The organism is Kitasatospora sp. NPDC048715, from assembly GCF_043198905.1.
GTDB classification, from domain to species: Bacteria; Actinomycetota; Actinomycetes; order Streptomycetales; family Streptomycetaceae; genus Kitasatospora; species Kitasatospora lactacystinica.
This window is the reverse complement of record NZ_JBICVH010000005.1, coordinates 403472-420269: the sequence shown is the minus strand read 5'-3', so window position 1 is coordinate 420269 and position 16798 is coordinate 403472. Positions and strand designations below refer to the sequence as shown.

Annotated in this window: 15 protein-coding genes; 9 read left to right on the top strand and 6 right to left on the bottom strand. The window is 74.0% G+C overall.

The annotated features are described in order from the left end of the window. Positions 1-60: 60 nt before the first annotated feature. Positions 61-1050: a LysR family transcriptional regulator gene (locus tag ACGFSC_RS12960; RefSeq protein ID WP_359906438.1), complete on the bottom strand. Its 990-nt coding sequence runs from the start codon at positions 1048-1050 to the stop codon at positions 61-63. Positions 1051-1117: 67 nt separating this feature from the next. On the opposite strand from ACGFSC_RS12960, the gene ACGFSC_RS12955 reads away from it, so the two are divergent. From ACGFSC_RS12955 to ACGFSC_RS12945, 3 genes are all read left to right on the top strand, one after another. Beyond that, the gene (locus ACGFSC_RS12955; RefSeq protein ID WP_359906441.1) at positions 1118-1579 is read left to right on the top strand and encodes a hypothetical protein; all 462 of its coding nucleotides are present in this window, start codon (positions 1118-1120) and stop codon (positions 1577-1579) included. Further along, complete coding sequence (locus ACGFSC_RS12950) at positions 1572-3209, top strand: multicopper oxidase family protein (RefSeq protein ID WP_359906444.1); 1638 nt, start codon at positions 1572-1574, stop codon at positions 3207-3209. Before ACGFSC_RS12955 ends, ACGFSC_RS12950 begins: the two co-directional genes overlap by 8 nt. Positions 3210-3547: 338 nt before the next feature. Further along, the gene (locus tag ACGFSC_RS12945; RefSeq protein ID WP_359906447.1) at positions 3548-5185 is read left to right on the top strand and encodes an alkaline phosphatase D family protein; all 1638 of its coding nucleotides are present in this window, start codon (positions 3548-3550) and stop codon (positions 5183-5185) included. 52 nt (positions 5186-5237) lie between these two features. Here the strand turns inward: ACGFSC_RS12945 and ACGFSC_RS12940 are convergent, their stop codons facing one another. After that, on the bottom strand, positions 5238-5990 hold the full coding sequence (locus tag ACGFSC_RS12940) for a histone-like nucleoid-structuring protein Lsr2 (protein ID WP_359906450.1): 753 nt from the start codon (positions 5988-5990) through the stop codon (positions 5238-5240). A gap of 170 nt (positions 5991-6160) precedes the next feature. Between ACGFSC_RS12940 and ACGFSC_RS12935 the strand changes: the two genes are divergently transcribed. After that, the gene (locus tag ACGFSC_RS12935) at positions 6161-6973 is read left to right on the top strand and encodes a hypothetical protein (protein ID WP_359906453.1); all 813 of its coding nucleotides are present in this window, start codon (positions 6161-6163) and stop codon (positions 6971-6973) included. A 170-nt stretch (positions 6974-7143) separates the two neighbouring features. Here the strand turns inward: ACGFSC_RS12935 and ACGFSC_RS12930 are convergent, their stop codons facing one another. Then, a complete protein-coding gene (locus ACGFSC_RS12930) occupies positions 7144-7392 on the bottom strand; it encodes a hypothetical protein (protein ID WP_359906456.1) in 249 nt (82 codons plus the stop codon). A 137-nt stretch (positions 7393-7529) separates the two neighbouring features. Here ACGFSC_RS12930 and ACGFSC_RS12925 point away from each other — a divergent pair, with 137 nt between their 5' ends. Continuing rightward, on the top strand, positions 7530-8600 hold the full coding sequence (locus ACGFSC_RS12925) for a winged helix-turn-helix domain-containing protein (protein WP_359906459.1): 1071 nt from the start codon (positions 7530-7532) through the stop codon (positions 8598-8600). A gap of 177 nt (positions 8601-8777) precedes the next feature. On the opposite strand, the gene ACGFSC_RS12920 is transcribed toward ACGFSC_RS12925, so the two are convergent. Both ACGFSC_RS12920 and ACGFSC_RS12915 read right to left on the bottom strand, forming a co-directional pair. Beyond that, entirely contained in the window at positions 8778-8942 is a 165-nt protein-coding gene (locus ACGFSC_RS12920; protein WP_359906462.1) for a hypothetical protein, read from the bottom strand. A gap of 748 nt (positions 8943-9690) precedes the next feature. Beyond that, a complete protein-coding gene (locus ACGFSC_RS12915; RefSeq protein ID WP_359906465.1) occupies positions 9691-10929 on the bottom strand; it encodes a cytochrome P450 in 1239 nt (412 codons plus the stop codon). Between the two features lie 338 nt (positions 10930-11267). On the opposite strand from ACGFSC_RS12915, the gene ACGFSC_RS12910 reads away from it, so the two are divergent. Further along, on the top strand, positions 11268-11996 hold the full coding sequence (locus tag ACGFSC_RS12910) for a transcriptional regulator (RefSeq protein ID WP_359906468.1): 729 nt from the start codon (positions 11268-11270) through the stop codon (positions 11994-11996). 132 nt (positions 11997-12128) lie between these two features. On the opposite strand, the gene ACGFSC_RS12905 is transcribed toward ACGFSC_RS12910, so the two are convergent. Beyond that, a complete protein-coding gene (locus ACGFSC_RS12905) occupies positions 12129-13625 on the bottom strand; it encodes a hypothetical protein (RefSeq protein WP_359906471.1) in 1497 nt (498 codons plus the stop codon). Positions 13626-14081: 456 nt separating this feature from the next. Between ACGFSC_RS12905 and ACGFSC_RS12900 the strand changes: the two genes are divergently transcribed. The 3 genes from ACGFSC_RS12900 to ACGFSC_RS12890 all read left to right on the top strand — a co-directional run bounded on the left by ACGFSC_RS12900 (position 14082) and on the right by ACGFSC_RS12890 (position 16736). Then, positions 14082-15251, top strand: coding sequence for a histidine kinase (locus ACGFSC_RS12900; RefSeq protein ID WP_359906474.1), 1170 nt, complete (start codon positions 14082-14084; stop codon positions 15249-15251). Then, entirely contained in the window at positions 15248-15910 is a 663-nt protein-coding gene (locus tag ACGFSC_RS12895; protein ID WP_359906477.1) for a response regulator transcription factor, read from the top strand. Before ACGFSC_RS12900 ends, ACGFSC_RS12895 begins: the two co-directional genes overlap by 4 nt. Positions 15911-16268: 358 nt before the next feature. Beyond that, positions 16269-16736 carry a DUF6623 family protein gene (locus ACGFSC_RS12890; RefSeq protein WP_359915445.1) on the top strand — a complete coding sequence of 156 codons (468 nt, stop codon included), beginning with the start codon at positions 16269-16271 and terminating at the stop codon, positions 16734-16736. The last annotated feature ends 62 nt before the right edge of the window (positions 16737-16798 follow it).

Sequence of the window (16798 nt, the reverse complement as noted above, 5' to 3'; positions counted from 1 at the left end):
CACTCGAACGGGGGCAGGCCGTCAGAAGCCGCCGTCCGCCCGCCGTCCGCCTGCCGGCCGTCAGAAGCCGCCGGCAGCCCGCCCGCCGGCCTCTGTCCGACCGCCGCCCGCCCAGTCCCAGCCCGCGATCGCCTCGCGCAGCAGCCGGGCGCCGGCGGGCAGGCGGGCCCGCGCGTCCCAGAACAGGGTCAGGGAGCGCCGGCAGTCGGGGCTGTCGACGCCGACCCACACCAGCGGCAGGCGGGTGGCGGTGCGCCGGGCGACGGCGGGCACCAGGCCGATGCCCAGGCCCGCGCTGATCAGTTCGGCGATGGCGCCGGCCTCGTCGCTCTCGCAGACGATCCGCGGCACCAGCCCGCGGGCGGCGAACAGCCGGTCCAGCAGGCGGCGTTGCCAGTGGCCGGGGCGGGCGGCGATGAACGGGCGTTCGGCGAGCTCCTCGACGCCCACCGAGGTGCGGCCGGCCAGCGGGTCGCCCACCGGGACGGCCAGCCCCACCTCCTCGTCCAGCAGCGGCACCGACTCCAGGCCCTCGGCGGCGACGGGCTGGGAGAAGACGGCGAGGTCGACGTCCTGGGCCCGCAGTCGCCGCGCCGCCTCCTGCGCGGACAGCTGGTGCAGCTCGATCTCCACCCCCGGGTGGCCGCGCTTGAACGCCGCCAGCGGCCCGCTGAAGGCCAGGAACGTCTCCGAGGCCAGGCGCACCGTGCCCAGTCCCTGCCCGGCGGCCTCCGCCACCGCCCGTCGGCCCGCCTCCAGTTCACCGAGCGAATGCTCCGCGTAGCCGCGGAACAGGTGCCCGGCCGCGTTCAGCCGCAGCCGCCCGCCCCGCTCGAACAGCGGGGTGCCCAGCTCGGCCTCCAGCCGGGCGATGGAGCGGCTCAACGACGGCTGGGCGACGCGCAGTTCCTCGGCGGCCCGGCTCAGGTGCTCCAGCCGCGCCACCGCCAGGAACTGCGCGAGCGTGTTCAGGTCCACCGGCGCCCCCATGCCCGAGGCGTCATAACGCCATAGCAATATTGATCTTAGACAGGATAACCGGACGGTCATAGCGTCATGGGCGGGGCCGCGCACCGGCACACAGCGCGGCCCGGCAACGGTTCGAGGAAGGACGCCCATGGCCATCGCCGCCGACAGGACCCCACCGGAGCCGAGGGCCCGGTCCGCCGCGGGGGAGCGGACCGGGCCCGCCGGACGGACCCTGCGCGCCCTGGCCGCCGCCCACACCGCCGCCGTCTTCGGCCAGCCCGTCTTCGCCGGCGTCTACCTCAGCGGCGACTACGACGCCCTCTCCTGGCACGCCGCCGGCGCCAACGCCGTCACCTCCCTCGGCTACCTCCAGCTGATCGCCGCCCTCGTGGTGTGGATCCGGCTGCGCCGCGGCTGGCCGGCGGCCGCCACCCTCGCCGTCGTCGCGGCCGAGACCGTCCAGTACTTCGCCGGACGCGACGGCGCCCTGTGGCTGCACCTGCCCCTGGGCGTGGCCACCATCGCCGCCACCGTCGTCCTCACCATCGCCCTGTGGCGCACCCCGCTGCCCGCGCGCCGCCCCGCCCGCCGGGAGGGCGACCGTGACTGAACCCCGCCCCGGCCGCCCGCTCGGCATGACCCGCCGTCAGATCCTCGGCATCGGCGGCGCGTTCGGCCTGCTCACCACCACCGGCCTCGCCACCGCCGCCACCCTCGCCCGCCGCCCCGCCACCACCGGCGCCCAACTGCGCAGCACCGCCGCCCTGCCACCCCCCTACCGGGTGCCGCTGCCGCTGCCCGCCGTCGCCAAGCCCCTGTCCACCGACGGCGGAGCCGACCGCTACGAGATCGTCCAGCGCGAGACCGACGCCGAGATCCTGCCCGGCCTCACCACCCGGCTGTGGACGTACGGCGGCACCTTCCCCGGCCCCACCATCGAGGCCCGCCGCGGCCGGCCCGTCACCGTCACCCACCGCAACGAACTGCCGGTACCCACCGTCGTCCACCTCCACGGCGGGCACACCCCCGCCGACTCCGACGGCTACCCCACCGACCTCGTCCTGCCCGCCGGCTGGCCCGAGACCCCCCACGTCATGCCCGGCATGCAGGGCGCGGACGGCATGCCGGGCATGGGCGGCGCCATGACCGACCCCCGCGCCGTCACCAGCCGCCGCACACGCGACTACACCTTCCCCAACGACCAGCGCCCCACCCTGCTCTGGTACCACGACCACCGCATGGACTTCACCGCCCCCGCCCTGTGGCGCGGCCTCGCGGGCCTGCACATCGTGCGCGACGACGCCGAGGAAGCCCTCGGCCTGCCCGCCGGCCCCCGCGAGATCCCCCTGATGATCACCGACCGCGCCTTCGCCGCCGACGGCGCCCTGACCTACCCCTCCCTCGACCCCACCCTGCGCGAGCGCCCCGGCGTCACCGAACCCCACCTCGCCGGCGTCCTCGGCGACGTCGTCCTCGTCAACGGCGCCCCCTGGCCCGTCCACGAGACCGACGCCGCCCGCCACCGCCTGCGCCTGCTCAACGCCTCCAACGCCCGCCACTACGAGATCGAGGCCCGCACCGAGGACGGCCGCCGCCTCGACCTCGTCCAGGTCGGCGCCGACCAGGGCCTGCTCGCCACCCCCGTCACCCACCAGTCCCTGCCCCTGGCCCCCGCCGAACGCCACGACCTCGTCGTCGACTTCGCCGCCGCCCCCGTCGGCTCCCTGGTCCGCCTCGTCAACCGCCTCGGCACCGGCCGCACCCGCGACATCATGGCCTTCCGCATCACCCGCCGCCCCGCCGCCGACGACAGCCGCATCCCACCCGTCCTGTCGACCGACCTGCCCGAATGGAGCCGCCAGGACGCCGTGCGCACCCGCGACTTCGCCTTCCGCGCCGGCCGCATGAACGGCGGCCACGGCTGGCTGATCGGCGGCCGCCCCTTCGACCCCGCCCGCACCGACGTCACCGTCCCCCTCGGCGACACCGAGATCTGGCGCCTGATCGCCGACGTCCACCACCCCGTCCACCTCCACCTGGTGGGCTTCCGCATCCTCACCCGCGGCGGCAGGCCCCCGCTGCCCCACGACGCCGGCCTCAAGGACACCGTCTCGCTGCGCCCGGGGGAGTCCGCCGAGATCATCACCCGCTTCGACGGCTACCGCGGCCGCTACCTCTTCCACTGCCACAACGCCGAGCACGAGGACATGGGGATGATGGCCAACCTGGAAGTCGTCTGAGCGTCCGGCCCGGGCCCGCCCGCCCGAAGGCGTCCGGCCCGCGCGCCTTGACCTGCCCATTGCGCGGGCCGCGCCCACCGGGCGCACGGGCGGGTGCCGGGGCCCGCGGGGTGCGGGGCGGGGCCGGCCGGGGCCGGTCGGGGCCGGTCGGGGCCGGTCGGGATACGGCGAACGCAACCGGAATGCGGCCTTCCGTCCGGTTCGGGGTGAAGTGCCGGACCTTCACCGCTCTCCCACCGGATGATCACTCTGCTGCCGTGATCCCGACCCCCGCCGTACGGGGCGGTCCACTCCAATTCCCTTCGCACACCCCCGAGCTGCGAAAGGCCACCACGCCGATGACCCGCCCCGCCGACCACCCCACGCCCGACCGGATGCTGCGCGAGGCCGCCGCCCGCCTGGACCGGCGCCGCTTCCTGACCGTCACCTCGGCCGCCGCCGCGCTCGCCTTCGGCGTCAACCTGCCCTCCGCGCACGCCGCCGACAACGAGATCGCCCCGCGCGCCATCGGCGACAACCCCTTCACCCTCGGCGTGGCCTCCGGCGACGCCACCCCCGAGGCCGTCGTGCTGTGGACCCGCCTGGCCCCGCGCCCCCTGGAGCCCGGCGCCGGCCTGCCGCCCACCGGCTCGGTCAAGGTCGCCTGGGAGATCGCCCGCGACGAGAAGTTCCGCCGCGTCGAGCGCCGCGGCACCGCCCGCGCCCACGCCGAGTTCAACTACGCCCTCCACGTCGACGTCGACGACCTCGACGCCGGACGCGAGTACTGGTACCGCTTCACCGTCGGCTCCTGGTCCAGCCCCGTCGGCCGCACCCGCACCGCCCCGCCGCGCGGCCGGAAGCTCGACAGCGCCCGCATCGCCCTCGTCTCCTGCCAGGCCTACGAGGACGGCTACTTCACCGCCTACCGCCACCTCGCGAACGAGGACCTGGACGCCGTCTTCCACGTCGGCGACTACATCTACGAATACGGCATCGACGCCACCGGCGGCGACCGCAAGTACACCGACCGCACCCTCGCGGCCCACTTCAACCACGAGACCACCACCCTGGAGGACTACCGGCTGCGCTACTCCCTCTACAAGAACGACCCCGACCTCCAGGCCGCGCACGCCGCCCACCCCTGGTACGTCACCTGGGACGACCACGAGGTGGAGAACAACTACGCCGCCGGCATCCCGGAGAAGAACCAGGACCCGGCCCCCTTCGTCGCCCGCCGCGCCGCCGCCTACCGCGCCTACTGGGAGAACCAGCCGCTGCGCATGCCCCAGCCGCACGGCACCGAACTGACCCTCTACCGGCGCGTCCACTTCGGCCAGCTCGCCCAGTTCGACATCCTCGACACCCGCCAGTACCGCGACGACCAGGCCAACGGCGACGGCTGGCAGTACCCCACCCCGGAGTCCGACGCCGCCGGACGCACCCTGATGGGCGCCACCCAGGAACGCTGGTTCGCCGAGGGCCTGCGCCGCTCCAGGGCCACCTGGAACGTCGTGCCCCAGCAGGTCGTCTTCTCCCGCCGCAAGAACACCACCGCCGAGCGCTCCAAGCTCTCCATGGACGCCTGGGACGGCTACCCGGCCGCCCGCGAGCGCTTCCTGCAGGCCGTCGACCGCTCCGGCGTCAAGAACCTCGTGCTGCTCACCGGCGACGTGCACGTGGCCTACGCCCTGGACGTCAAGCGCAACTTCGACGACCCCGGCTCCCGCACCGTGGGCGTGGAGTTCGTCGGCACCTCGATCAGCAGCGACGGCGACGGCGAGGAGAAGCCCTCCAACTGGAACAACCTCATGTCGGCCAACCCGCACATGAAGTTCTACGACGGGCGCCGCGGCTACACCGTCCTCACCCTGGACCGCCACCGCGTCCGCGCCGACTACCGGGTGGTCTCCCACATCACCCGCCCCGGCGGCACCCTGTCCACCGCCGCCTCCTTCACCACCGAGGCCGGCAACCCGGGCATCCGCCCCGCCTGACACCTTGTCGAACGCCCCGGCCCCGCCGCTTCGAGGGAGGCGGCGGGGCCGCTCACCGCCGGGACGCCTCGTAGGCCTCGCGGACGGTCGAGGGGACGCGTCCGCGCTCGTTGACGAGGAAGCCGTGGGCGCGGGCCCAGACGCGGATCGGCTCGTCCTGCGGCCGGGGGTCGGGCTCGCGGGAGGCGGCGGGCCTGCCGGGGCCGGTCCAATCTCCCGTGGGGGCTCCCTCCAGCCAGTCCGCCGCATGGTGGAAGAACGCGGACAGCGAGGCGTACACGCCCTCCTCGGGGCAGTACGCCTCCGCCCACGTGCCGACGGCTCCGGTGGCCGTGTCCAGGAACGTCCCGTAGAGCCCGTCGCGCTCCGCGGCGACCGGCACCCAGGCACGGCGCCAGAACGGGCAGTCGGGGTCCTCGGACGGCTCCGCCTCCTCCAGGGCCGTCCGGCTGAGGTGGACCCGCTGGATGTCCGTCAGGCCGAGCAGGAAGTGGCCGCCGGGCAGGGGCACGGCGCAGGCCCGCGTCACCAGGCACGAGGGCATGTCGGGCTGCGTGCCGGCGTCGATGCCGTTCACCAGCAGCCACTGCCGCAACTCCTGCGGCAGCGTCAGGCCCATGCGCCGTTCGGCCCGGTCGACGTCCTCCCGGCTCGCCGGGCCGCCGAGGGAGGCGAAGACCGCCGGGTCGTGCCGCTCCAGCCACCCCGTCACCCGGTCCCACGCCCGCCGTACGTCGTCTCCCGGCCCGTACGCCGCCCCGTGCACCGGAGTTCCGGCCGTGTGCGATTCCTGCTGGTCATCCATGGGACGACCGTACGCGGGGCCACCGACAGGGCCGGTCGGACGCCCGACCGGGGAGGTTTCGGCATCGATCGGCCGGTTTGTGATCACGGTTCGGCGACCTTCCGTCGGCCGGTGAATAAATCGGTCCTCCCGGCTCCCCGGCAGCGGTAGGTTTCCCGACGCACATATTCGTGACCGTCACGGGGGATTTCACCATTTCCACTCAGTCTGCCGAGCTGCCCGAGAGCGCTGCGCCCACCGAGCCCGCCTCCGAGGCCCCGGCACCCGGCCCGGGCCTGCCCGGCTACGGCGAGGGGCAGCTCAGCTGCCGGCACTGCGGATCCGTCCCGGCCGTGGACGCGACCTTCCGCGGGCACCTGGGCCTCATCATCATCCTGAAGTACCTGAAGACCCGGGGGCCGTTCTGCCGCAGCTGCGGCATCGCCACCCACCGCGAGATGACCTCCGACAGCCTCTGGCAGGGCTGGTGGGGCATCCCCTCGATGATCGTCAACCCGATCATCATGCTGATCAACATCCCGCAGCGCCTGAAGGTCGACAAGCTGGCGGAGCCGCTGCCCGGCGCGCCCCGCCCGCCGATGGACCCCGGCAAGCCGGTGTACCTGCGGCCCACGATCCTCGGCGTGCTCATCCCGGCGCTGCTGATCACGGTGATCTACCTCGTCGCGAAGCGCGACCCCGAGTTCGCCAAGGCCGGCGACTGCATCCACAACAACAACCCGATCGCCGCCGCCCTGCCCGGCCTCGTCGACAAGAACCCCGACGTCGAAGTGGTGCCCTGCTCCGACCCCAAGGCCGAGGCCCGCGTCGTGGGCCGCGAGGAGGACACCGACGACGGCGAGGCCGCGTGCAGGAAGTTCCCCACCGCCGACGGCTACTTCACCTACAAGCGGAGCAGCACCAAGTACACCCTCTGCCTGCAGAGCCTGGAGACCCCGAAGCAGACGAGGCCGACCACGATCTTCGGCCCCGTGAACCCGTAGATCCCGTGATCCTGTAGTCAGGCCCGCCCCGGGCCGGCGCGACTCCGGCCCTTCGGACGAACCGAAGGGCCGGAACCGTTTCCTGACGCGCCGCCGACGAACTCCCCGGGCCTTCGCGGCGCAGCGCACTCACGATGAGGCCGCTCCAGGAGCAGTCCGCGAGGAGAGGGTCAGAGGACCCAGATGTGCAGGTAGTAGTCGGCGCCAGCGGAGGTGCAGTAGGCCTTGCCGGCGTAGGAGTCCCTCATGGCGATGCACATCGACTTGGTGAAGGGGCCCATGACCTCCCAGTACCCCGGAACCACGGCCGACGACGTGCCGGCCTGGGAGGGCACGGGGGCCGCCTGTGCGGTGGCGGCGCCGCCCACCAGCACGGTGGCGCCCAGAACCAGGCCGGTGAGAAGCAGACGTGCGCGCATGTGTGTTCTCCTCTGTCGCTTCGTGGATGTGCGGTGTGCCTCGGGCACGAATGAAAGAGTCCACCCGGACCGGTGCGGGATTCGACTCGTTTCGGCCTGCCCCGAAACGAGTGCGGCCGGAAGGCTCATCCGCAGGTGTGGGCGCGGATGAGGAGGATGTCGTGCTACGGGTTCATTTCACCGCCGAGGACCTGGCGCAGGTACGGGTCACGGCGTTGGGGCCGCTCGCCGAGACGCAGCTGAGCCTGCGGACCGTGCAGTGGCGTGACCGTGCGGTGCTGTTCGACGGCTGGCGCGCGCGGACCGGTCCGAGGATCGATGCCGACGGGCGGGAGACGGCACGGTTCCTCAGTCCGGCTGCCTGCGGGGGACTGGTGGACCTGTTCACCCTGGTGGGCGCGGTGGGCTGTGTGGACGAGGGGGTGGAGCGGCTGATCAGTGTGCCGGCCCCGCGGCTGCGCGCGGAGTTCTCCGTCAAGCCGCGCACGGCCGGGCCTCCGGCACCGTGGCTGACCGAGGCGATGGACGCCGCCCCGCAGGCGGTGCGACGGCTGGGCGTCGCCCTGCGGCACTGCCACCGCGTCGCGGTCGCCCCCTACTGGCCACGCATCGACCAGCACCTTCGGGGGGAGGTGGCGCGACGCGGCCGGCTCATGGCGCAGGGCGGGGTGGGGGCACTGCTGGACGGCCTGCGCCCGATGGCCGTGTGGAACCCGCCGGTGCTTCAGATCCCCGGCTACCGGCCGCTGGTCCACCCGGAGGCCGACTTCCACCTGTCGGGCCGCTCGTTCGTGCTGGCTCCGTCGGTGTTCTGCGGGCCGGTGCCCCAGCTGTTCGCCAGCCCTGAAGCCGAGACGGTGGTCATGGCCTATCAGGCACTGCACGACCCGGTCGATGCGGCCGCCCTGTGGGCTCCCCCTGCCGACACCCGCCGAGGCGCTGCCCCGGTACCGCCGGCGCTGACCGCGCTCCTCGGCCGTAGCAGGGCGATCGTGCTGTGCGTCATAGCCGACCATCCGGCCTGCACGACGACGCAGCTGGCGCAGCGGGCCGGATTGTCGCCGGCCAGCGCCAGCGAGCACGCCACCACCCTGCGCAAGGCCGGACTGACCGCGCTGACCCGGGAGCGGAAAACAACCCTTCACACGCTGACCCATCTCGGTCTCACCTTGCTGAGCACCAACGGCACTTCCCCTACGGCTTCCTGACTGCTGGTCGGCACACCGGGACGGTGCGGCCGGCAAGACCTCCCGACCAGAGTTCGCCACCGGCTACCAGGCACATGGCCGAGACGGTCCCGCGCAGCTCGAAGTCACCTCGGACCGATGTGGCAGAAGGCCGATGACCCGGAGGCCGAAGAACAAGCCGGGGGCGGCATCCGGCTGTCAGGCGGCGGCCAGGCCGTCCGGGTTCACGCCGACGGTCTGCGCGGCCCGCAGGGCCGCCCTGGCGTGGGCGGCGCCGGTGCGGGCGGCCGTCGCGCCGCGGCCGATCTCGACCTGCCGGGGTGCGAGGCCCGCGCAGGGGTCGCAGAGTCCGGAACGGGGCACCGGGTCATGGCACTCGGCGCACTTGGCGTACCGGGCCGCGGCGGGCCGAACGGCGCTCCGGTCGGGTGGCAGCTTGCGCGCTCCAGGCGGTGGCGGAGCACCGCGAGCGCCGAGTGCATTGGGGTGGGCAGGCCCGGCAGCAGGGCCTGGGCGAGGTCGGCGCGGGTCGCGCCGCGTTCGAGCCACCGCGCGACCAGGGGTGCGAGTTCACGCGCCTCGGCCTCGCGGAGCTGCTCGTCCGGCACCTCCGCTGACCTGCCACCGGAGTTCTGATGCTCCATCACATATCGCTCGGGGAGGGAGGTTTCCTGGTTTCGGTTCTTTGGAAGGGCGTCAGTGCCGGCCGGTGGCCGCTTCGCCGGGAACCGGACGGGTGGCACCCGGCGGCCCGAGCTGCGGGGTGTGTAGACGTGGGTCTCGGTGACGATCGTGCCGTCGGGCCTGCGGATCCGCTCGACCCGGTAGTACCCGGAGGCGGTCAGCTCCTTCAGTGCCTTGCGGATCGCGCCGCGTCCCTGGGGGCTGGTGTCGGCCATGTGCCGGCCGTCCTCGCGCCATCCGTCGGGGCGGGAGAGGAGGTCCGAGAGCACTCGCGGGCGGTGTAGGAGAGCTGCCGGCACTGCAGCATGCCGTTGGGCAACACGGTGAATCGCGCACGTGGGCGCTGCGATGAACACGCATCGGGAGTGGTTGTTGTCACGGAACCTGTCACAACGACCGCGCACACAACGGGCGTTCGCGACGGAGGTCAGGCGGCCGGGGCGGGCGTGGGGACGATCCAGAGCTCGGACGGGCCGTTGATGATGACGGACTCCATCCGGGCCGGCGCCGCCCTGGACGGGTCCAGGACGGCGCCCGGGTAGGCGCCGAAGAGCCCCTCCAGGGCCACTTCGGCCTCCAGGCGGGCCAGCGGCGCGCCCAGGCAGAAGTGCGGCCCGTGGCCGAAGGACAGGTGCTCCTTGTCGGGGCGCGTCGGGTCGAAGTCGTCCGGCCGCTGCGGGTGGACCTCCGGGTCCCGGCCGGCCGCGCCGAAGCCGAGCAGGATCGGCTCGCCCCGCCGGACGACCACGCCCTCGCCGAGGTCGATGTCCTCCAGCGGGTAGCGCAGCGGGATGTGCATCACCGGGCTCTCGTGGCGCAGGGTCTCCTCGATGACGTCCCCCCAGCCGAGGCCGCCCTCGCGGACCCGGGCCAGGTGGCCGGGGTGGGTGAGGAGCGCCTGGACGGCGCTGGTGATGAGGTTGACCGCGGTCTCGTACCCGGCGCCCAGCATCAGGAAGAGGATGTCGCGGGACTCCTCCTCGCTGCGGCCCGTCCCGTCGCCGGTGTCGACGGCGGCCACGTCGGTGGCGAGGTCGGGCCCGGGGGAGCGCCGTTTGAGTTCCAGCAGGTCGGTCAGCACCACGTTGATCGCCGCCCGGGAGGCGGTCATCCGCTCGGCCGTGGCCGTCGTCGTCAGCAGGGCGTCCATCGACGTGCCGATCCGCGGCCGCATGTCGGCGGGCACGCCGAAGAGGTCGCAGATCACCGTCATGGTCAGCGGGAGCGACAGGGCCCGGCGGACGTCCACGGCCTCGCCGGGGCCCAGGCCGCGGAACGCGCCGACGAGGGCGGCGGTCGTCGCCTCGATCCGGGGCCGCAGCCCGGACACCCGGCGGGGCGAGAAGGAGGGCGCCATCTGCCGTCGTGCCGAGCGGTGTTCGCGGCCGTAGAGGTTGAAGAAGTTCTGCTGGAACGCGATCGGCCCCATCGGCCACCCCTCGGGCACCGAGGCCAGGCCGGGCCAGTGCTTGCGCGGGTCGCGGGAGATCCGGGGATCGCCGGTCAGGGCGCGGATCACCGAGCTGCGGGTCACGGACCAGGCGATGATGCCGCCGGGGAGTTCGACCCGTACGGCGGGTCCGGCGGCGCGCAGCTCCGCGTTCTGCTGGTGGACGCGCCGGGCGGTCATGTCCAGCACCGGGCAGCGGCTGTCGTCTGGAGCCATGGCATTGCTCCTCACGAGCTCTCAGGAACTCAGGAACTCAGGAATTCAGGAACTCTCGGGACCTGTCGGGAAATCGGGAACTCTCAGGAACTCTCAGGAACTCTCGGGACCTGTCGGGCCCGCCCCGGTGGACGGTGGTGCCCCGCGGCGGGGCCGGCCTGTCCGGGGCCGGTGCTCCGTTGCGGATCGGGGCCTGTGCTCCGTTGTAGAGGGGCGCGGCACGGCCGTCAACGGGGCATCGGCCCGTCCGGCGCACCGCCCCGGCTCACCCCCGGCGCACCCCCGGCGCACCCCCGGCGCACCTTCGAATCCCGCCCGCCCCGCTCCCGCAGAGCCCGGTGGGTGAGCACCGCCCCCGCCGCGGACAGCACCGCCAGGACGACCCCCAGGACGTGCAGGGCCCCGGTGAACCCGGCCGCCAGCGCCTCCCGCCGGGCCGGGTCCACCTGCCCCTGGACGGCCCGCCGCGCCGGGCGGCGGGCGGGGCGGCGGGGCGGGCGGTGGGCCGGGCGGCGGGGCGCTCGGAGGCGCTGCGCCCGGCGCTGTGGCGGGTGGTCGAGGCGATGGCGGACACCCCCGCCCTGGTCATGAACGACCGCAACGACGTGCTGGCCTGGAACCGGATGGCCGCCGCGCTGATCGCCGACTTCCCCCGTCTGCCGCCGCGCGAACGGAACATGGCCCGCCGGCTCTTCCTCGACCCGGACGCGCGCGAGGTCCACCTCGACTGGGCGGAGGCCGCCCGCACCACCGTCGGCATCCTGCGGATGGCCGCCGGGCGGCGGCCGCACGATCCCGAACTCGTCCGCCTGCTCGGTGAACTCTCCCTCGGCAGCCAGGAGTTCCGCACCCTGTGGGCCGGGCGCCATGTGCACGAGAAGAGCCACGGCCGCAAGCGCTTCCACCATCCGGCCGTCGGGGAGGTCGCCCTCGACTACGAGACCTTCCGTGCCCCCGGCACTGCGCACCACCTGCTGGTCGTCTACACGGCCGCGCCCGGCAGCCGGGCCGAGGAGGCGCTCGGCCTCCTCGGCGCGCTCACGGCCGAACCGGTCGCCCGGCACTGAGCGGGCCGCCCGGCTCGTTCACCCGTACGGCGCTGAACCACCCGTCACCGGGCCGGCGCTGAACCACCCGTCACCGGGCCGGCGCTGAACCACCCGTCACCGGGCCGTCACCGGGCCGCCCGTCACCCGGCCTCACCCATGGCCGCCCGGGCGGTGGACGCTCAGGTCGCCGTAGGCCCGCAGGGCGCCGGCCGGGTCGCCGGGCTGGTCCCGCAGAACGGCGTCCAGGAAGGCGAGGGTGGCCGCGGCGACGACGCGCGGGCTCTCGGTGCGGCCCAGGGAGCCGACGAGCGAGGGCACGGGCGGCAGGTACAGGGGGCCGTCCATGAAGGTGAGATGTGCGGCGCCGGGGACGGTGAGCCGGTAGCTCGTCGCGGTGCTGGAGTCGAGCGCCTCGGTGAGGCGGGGCAGGTAGCGCGGGTCGGTTCCCGGGGTGAGGGCCTGGGTGAGTGCGAGCGCCGGCCGGTCGAGGGCGGGTGTGGTGGGGCCGTGGGGGTAGCCGTCCAGGTCGAGGACGGCGGCGAAGCGGCGGTCCTGCCGGGCCGCCTGCAGGGCGGCGGCGCCGCCCATGGAGTGGCCGCTCACCGCGACCCGGCCGGTGTCCAGGCGTCCGGTCAGGGGGTCGGCGATCCCGCCCCGGTCCAGGGTGTCCAGCTGGGTGAGGACGAAGCCGAGGTCGGCGGCCCGCACCGCCGTCCAGCCGGCCGCCAGCTCGTCGTCCTTGTCCCGGTCGCCGCTGGAGGCGGTCTCGGTGGTGACCGTCCGGCCGTCGGCGAGGACGACGGCGGCGGAGTCGTACGGGTGGTCGAGGGCGGCGACCACGTAGCCGTGGCTGGCCAGTTCCTCCGCCCAGGCGGTGTTCTGGGTGCGCACCCCGCCCGACCCGGGGGAGAACAGCACGACCGGGAACCGTTCGCCACCGCCGGCCACCGGGGCGTCGAAGACCGAACGGCTGCGGGCCCGCGGAACACCGTCGACCAGGAAGCCCGGCAGGCCGACGCCGCGGGCGAGGGCCTCGGAGACGGTGCGCGCCTCGCGCTCGGTGCGTCCCAGGTACTGGGCCCGCCGCGTGCCCGCGGGGCTCTTCCGCGCCGGGTACCAGAGCTGGACCACGACGGTGCGCAGGTCGTTCGGATCGGCGGTGAAGGTCTCGGGGCGGCGCGGGTCGGTCCACTGCAGCACACGGGTGCCGACCGCGAAGGCGCCCGACGGTTCGGGGAACACGGGCAGGGGAAAGGCCCAGGCGGCCACCGGGCCGGTGGCGATCAGGCCGGCGCAGGCCACCGATCCCGGCAGCGCCAGCCACCAGCGGGCCCGCCACGCCGGCCGGCCGGTACGGCGCCGGCGCCGCAGCAGGGGCGCGAGGGCGAACGGCGCCGCGAGGGCGGCGCCGGCCAGGACCGGCAGCAGCTGCCAGCGGATCCCCGTCACGGCCAGCGCGAGCGCGGACGGTACGAGGAGCGCCCCCGCCGCGATCGTCACGCGCGGGCGGGCGGCGGGGGGAAGCCAGCGCGCCGCCACCAGCGCGACGGCACCCAGCAGGGCGAGGATCTCCAGGGGGGACATGGGCAGTCCCGCGATGTTCTCGGTCACCCGGCCATGCTCGGCGCCGGGCGTGCGCCGCCGCATCGATCACGGGTCGCCGCCGTGGGCGACCGGGGTCGCAAACCGCGCAACATCCCCGTACGACCGCGGCAGCAGTCGAGCACGCCGGATCGGCGGCCGCACTGCGACCACGGGAGGTATCGGGACTCCTCCTGCGGGTGTATCCCGGCCCGGCGCGATCAGACGGTGGACGCATGTGCCGCGCGGGCCGGCGGCCTACCGTGAACAGGGCCGCGGTACGCGTACCGGGCAGCGGTCCGTGCCGGGGCGGCGGTGGCCCCGGCCGGGGCCACCATGACGCCGAATCGACAGGGACGTGCGATGAACGAGGCGGCCGCGGAACCCGGCCACGCCCACCGGGACCGGGTGCCTGTGCGGGCGCCCGTGCCTGTGCGGGCGAGGGTGCGGACGTGGTGGGCGGGCACGGCCCCACGACTGAGGCAGTACGCCGACCTCGCCCGCGTACGAGCGGCGCGACCGGTGAAAGCCGCCGCACGCTGGGGCTCCCGGCTGCCGCCCGCGGTACGGGACGCGCTGCTGCCGGCGCTCCTGCTCCTCAACGCCGCGACCACGCGCCCGCCGCACGAGCTGCCGGTGGCCGTGGCGCTCACCGCCGCCCTCGCGCTGCCCCTGCTGTGGCGGCGCCGGGTCCCGCGCACGGTGTTCGCCGCGGTGGCGGCCGCGGCCCTCGTCCAGTGGCTGGCGGGAGTCCAACTGCCCGCCGACGTCGCCCTGTTGGTGGCCCTCTACACGGTGGCCGCCACCTCGGGCCGGCGCGGCACGCTCGTCGCCGGCGCCCTCGTGGAGGCGGGCGCCCTGCTGGCCTGCCTGCGCTGGGCGACGGAAGGCGCGTTCCTGACCCCGTTCGTCGCGGTCACCGCCATGGTCGTCGCCGCCGCCGTCCTCGGCGTGAACGTGCGCACCACGCGCGCCTACCTCGCGGCCCTGGAGGAACGGGCCGCCCGCCTGGAGCACGAACAGGAACAGCAGGCGCGACTGGCCGTCGCCGAGGAAAGGACGCGCATCACCCGGGAGATGCACGACATCGTCACCCACAACCTGTCCGTCATGGTCGCGCTCACCGACGCCGCCGTCTACGCCCAGCACCGGTCGCCCGACAGGGCCACCACCGCGATGCTCCAGATCTCCGAGACGGGCCGCCAGGCCCTGACCGACATGCGGCGCTCGCTGGGCGTCCTGCGCGCCGACGAACCGGACGCGCAGCGCCACCCGCTGCCCGGCATCGCCCAACTGGAGGCCCTCGCCGACCAGATGTGCGCCGCCGGACTGCCCACCCGCCTCGACGTCCACGGCGGCCACGCCGACATCCCCGCCACCGCCCAACTCACCGTCTACCGACTGGTACAGGAAGCCTTGACCAACACCCTCAAGCACACACCCGCCGGCACCCGCGCCACGGTCCGCATCCACTGCTCGACCGCGGCCGTCACCGTGGACGTCACCGACAGCGGCCCCCGCCCGCCACAACCCGCCACTGCCACCGCCGCACCGTCCGGCCACGGCATCCCCGGCATGCGCGAGCGCTCGGCCGCCTACGGGGGGACGCTGCGGGCCGGACCGCTCCCGGGCGGCGGCTGGGGAGTCCACACCCGCCTGCTGCTCGACAGCGGCGAAGCGGCGCCCGCATGACGATCCGCATCCTGATCGCCGACGACGAAGCGCTGCTCCGCATGGCCTTCGCCACCGTCCTGGAGGCCCAGCCCGACATGGCACCGGTCGGCGAGGCCGCCGACGGCGCCCAGGCCGTACGCCTCGCCCGGGAACTGCGCCCCGACGTCGTCCTCATGGACGTCCGGATGCCCGGGACCGACGGGATCGAGGCGACCCGGCAGGTCGTCGCGGCCTCCCCGCACAGCAGGGTGCTCATCCTCACCACCTTCGACCTGGACGAGTACGCCTTCGCCGGACTCAACGCCGGGGCCTCGGGCTTCCTGCTGAAGAACGCCCGGCCCGAGGAACTGCTCACCGCGATCCGCAACGTCGCCGCGGGCGACGCGGTGATCTCCCCGCGGATCACCCGCCGCCTGCTGGAGAACCTCCGCCCGCACATCCCCGACGGCCGCAACCCCGAGCACGACGAGCGGCTGGGCCGGCTCAGCGCCCGCGAACGCGAGGTGCTCGTCCAGGTGGGCCGCGGCCTGTCCAACGCGGAGATCGCGGCCACCCTGTACCTCGCGGAGGCGACCGTGAAGTCCCACCTGGGGCGCATCCTGCAGAAACTCGAACTCCGCGACCGGATCCAGGCCGTGGTCCTCGCCCACGAAAGCCGCCTCGTCCACCCGGCCTGACCCACCACCCCGCCGCCCCGCCGGTCGTGCGCGGGAAGTCGGCCCGGCCGACTTCCCGCGCGGCGTGGACGTCCTCGATGTCGTCGGCGAGCGCGTACCCGCATCGCGGGAAGTGCGCACAGCCGGTCATCGCCGGAAAGAGCGTTAGCGCGATGGCAGGCCGGCCGTCCGTCCCCGGCCGGGGCTCGGCGAATTGCGTGTCCGGGCTCATGCGGCGAGCCGCCGCCTTCACCGTTACTGTACGAATCGGTAATGGGCCCGCGACAGCAGAAAGTATGCGGGGCCGGACTCTTGTGAGCCAGGGCTCCGGAGTGTGAGACTGCAAGAAAAGGAATAACCTGCCGAGGAGGTGGGTATTGTGGCGCTGCAGGCGAGTTGGGTCCACGGGAACGCCATGGTGGTGGAGAATCCCGAGAACCTCAGCCGCAACGGACACTTCGGGTGGGGCTCCGACGTGGACATCACACCCGGGAAGACCAGCTGGTTCCACATCGCCGTACCGACGCCGGTGATCGTCAACGACGTCCGGACGAACCTGGTCAGGGTCTTCGTCCTGTTCAAGACCGACGTCGGATTCGGCCGGCTCACCCGGGTGCACGTCTGGGACGCCTCCGGAGGGCCCATCCAGCAATTCGAGGACCTCGCCGGCGAAGGCGAACACCGCACCGGGCTGGACGGTCAGAACACGTTCAACCTCGACCAGCCCCATTCCGTGGCCTTCGGTATCGGAATCTCGTTCTTCGTCGTCGCGGCGATCGGGTTCGACACGCCGATCGCCCCCTCGCGTCTGATCCTCGGAACGGCGGGTGGTGATTTCACGACCTGACCGCCAGCCATTCCAGCCACTCAGGGCATCGCGGTCGAACGCCGCCGGATTCGACCACGAGT

Bases quoted from the DNA above. Each gene is read 5' to 3' on its own strand.
- ACGFSC_RS12960 (WP_359906438.1), bottom strand. From the start codon at position 1,050: ATGACCGTCCGGTTATCCTGTCTAAGATCAATATTGCTATGGCGTTAT.
- ACGFSC_RS12955 (WP_359906441.1), top strand. From the start codon at position 1,118: ATGGCCATCGCCGCCGACAGGACCCCACCGGAGCCGAGGGCCCGGTCC.
- ACGFSC_RS12945 (WP_359906447.1), top strand. From the start codon at position 3,548: ATGACCCGCCCCGCCGACCACCCCACGCCCGACCGGATGCTGCGCGAG.
- ACGFSC_RS12940 (WP_359906450.1), bottom strand. From the start codon at position 5,990: ATGGATGACCAGCAGGAATCGCACACGGCCGGAACTCCGGTGCACGGG.
- ACGFSC_RS12930 (WP_359906456.1), bottom strand. From the start codon at position 7,392: ATGCGCGCACGTCTGCTTCTCACCGGCCTGGTTCTGGGCGCCACCGTG.
- ACGFSC_RS12915 (WP_359906465.1), bottom strand. From the start codon at position 10,929: ATGGCTCCAGACGACAGCCGCTGCCCGGTGCTGGACATGACCGCCCGG.
- ACGFSC_RS12905 (WP_359906471.1), bottom strand. From the start codon at position 13,625: ATGCGGCGGCGCACGCCCGGCGCCGAGCATGGCCGGGTGACCGAGAAC.
- ACGFSC_RS12895 (WP_359906477.1), top strand. From the start codon at position 15,248: ATGACGATCCGCATCCTGATCGCCGACGACGAAGCGCTGCTCCGCATG.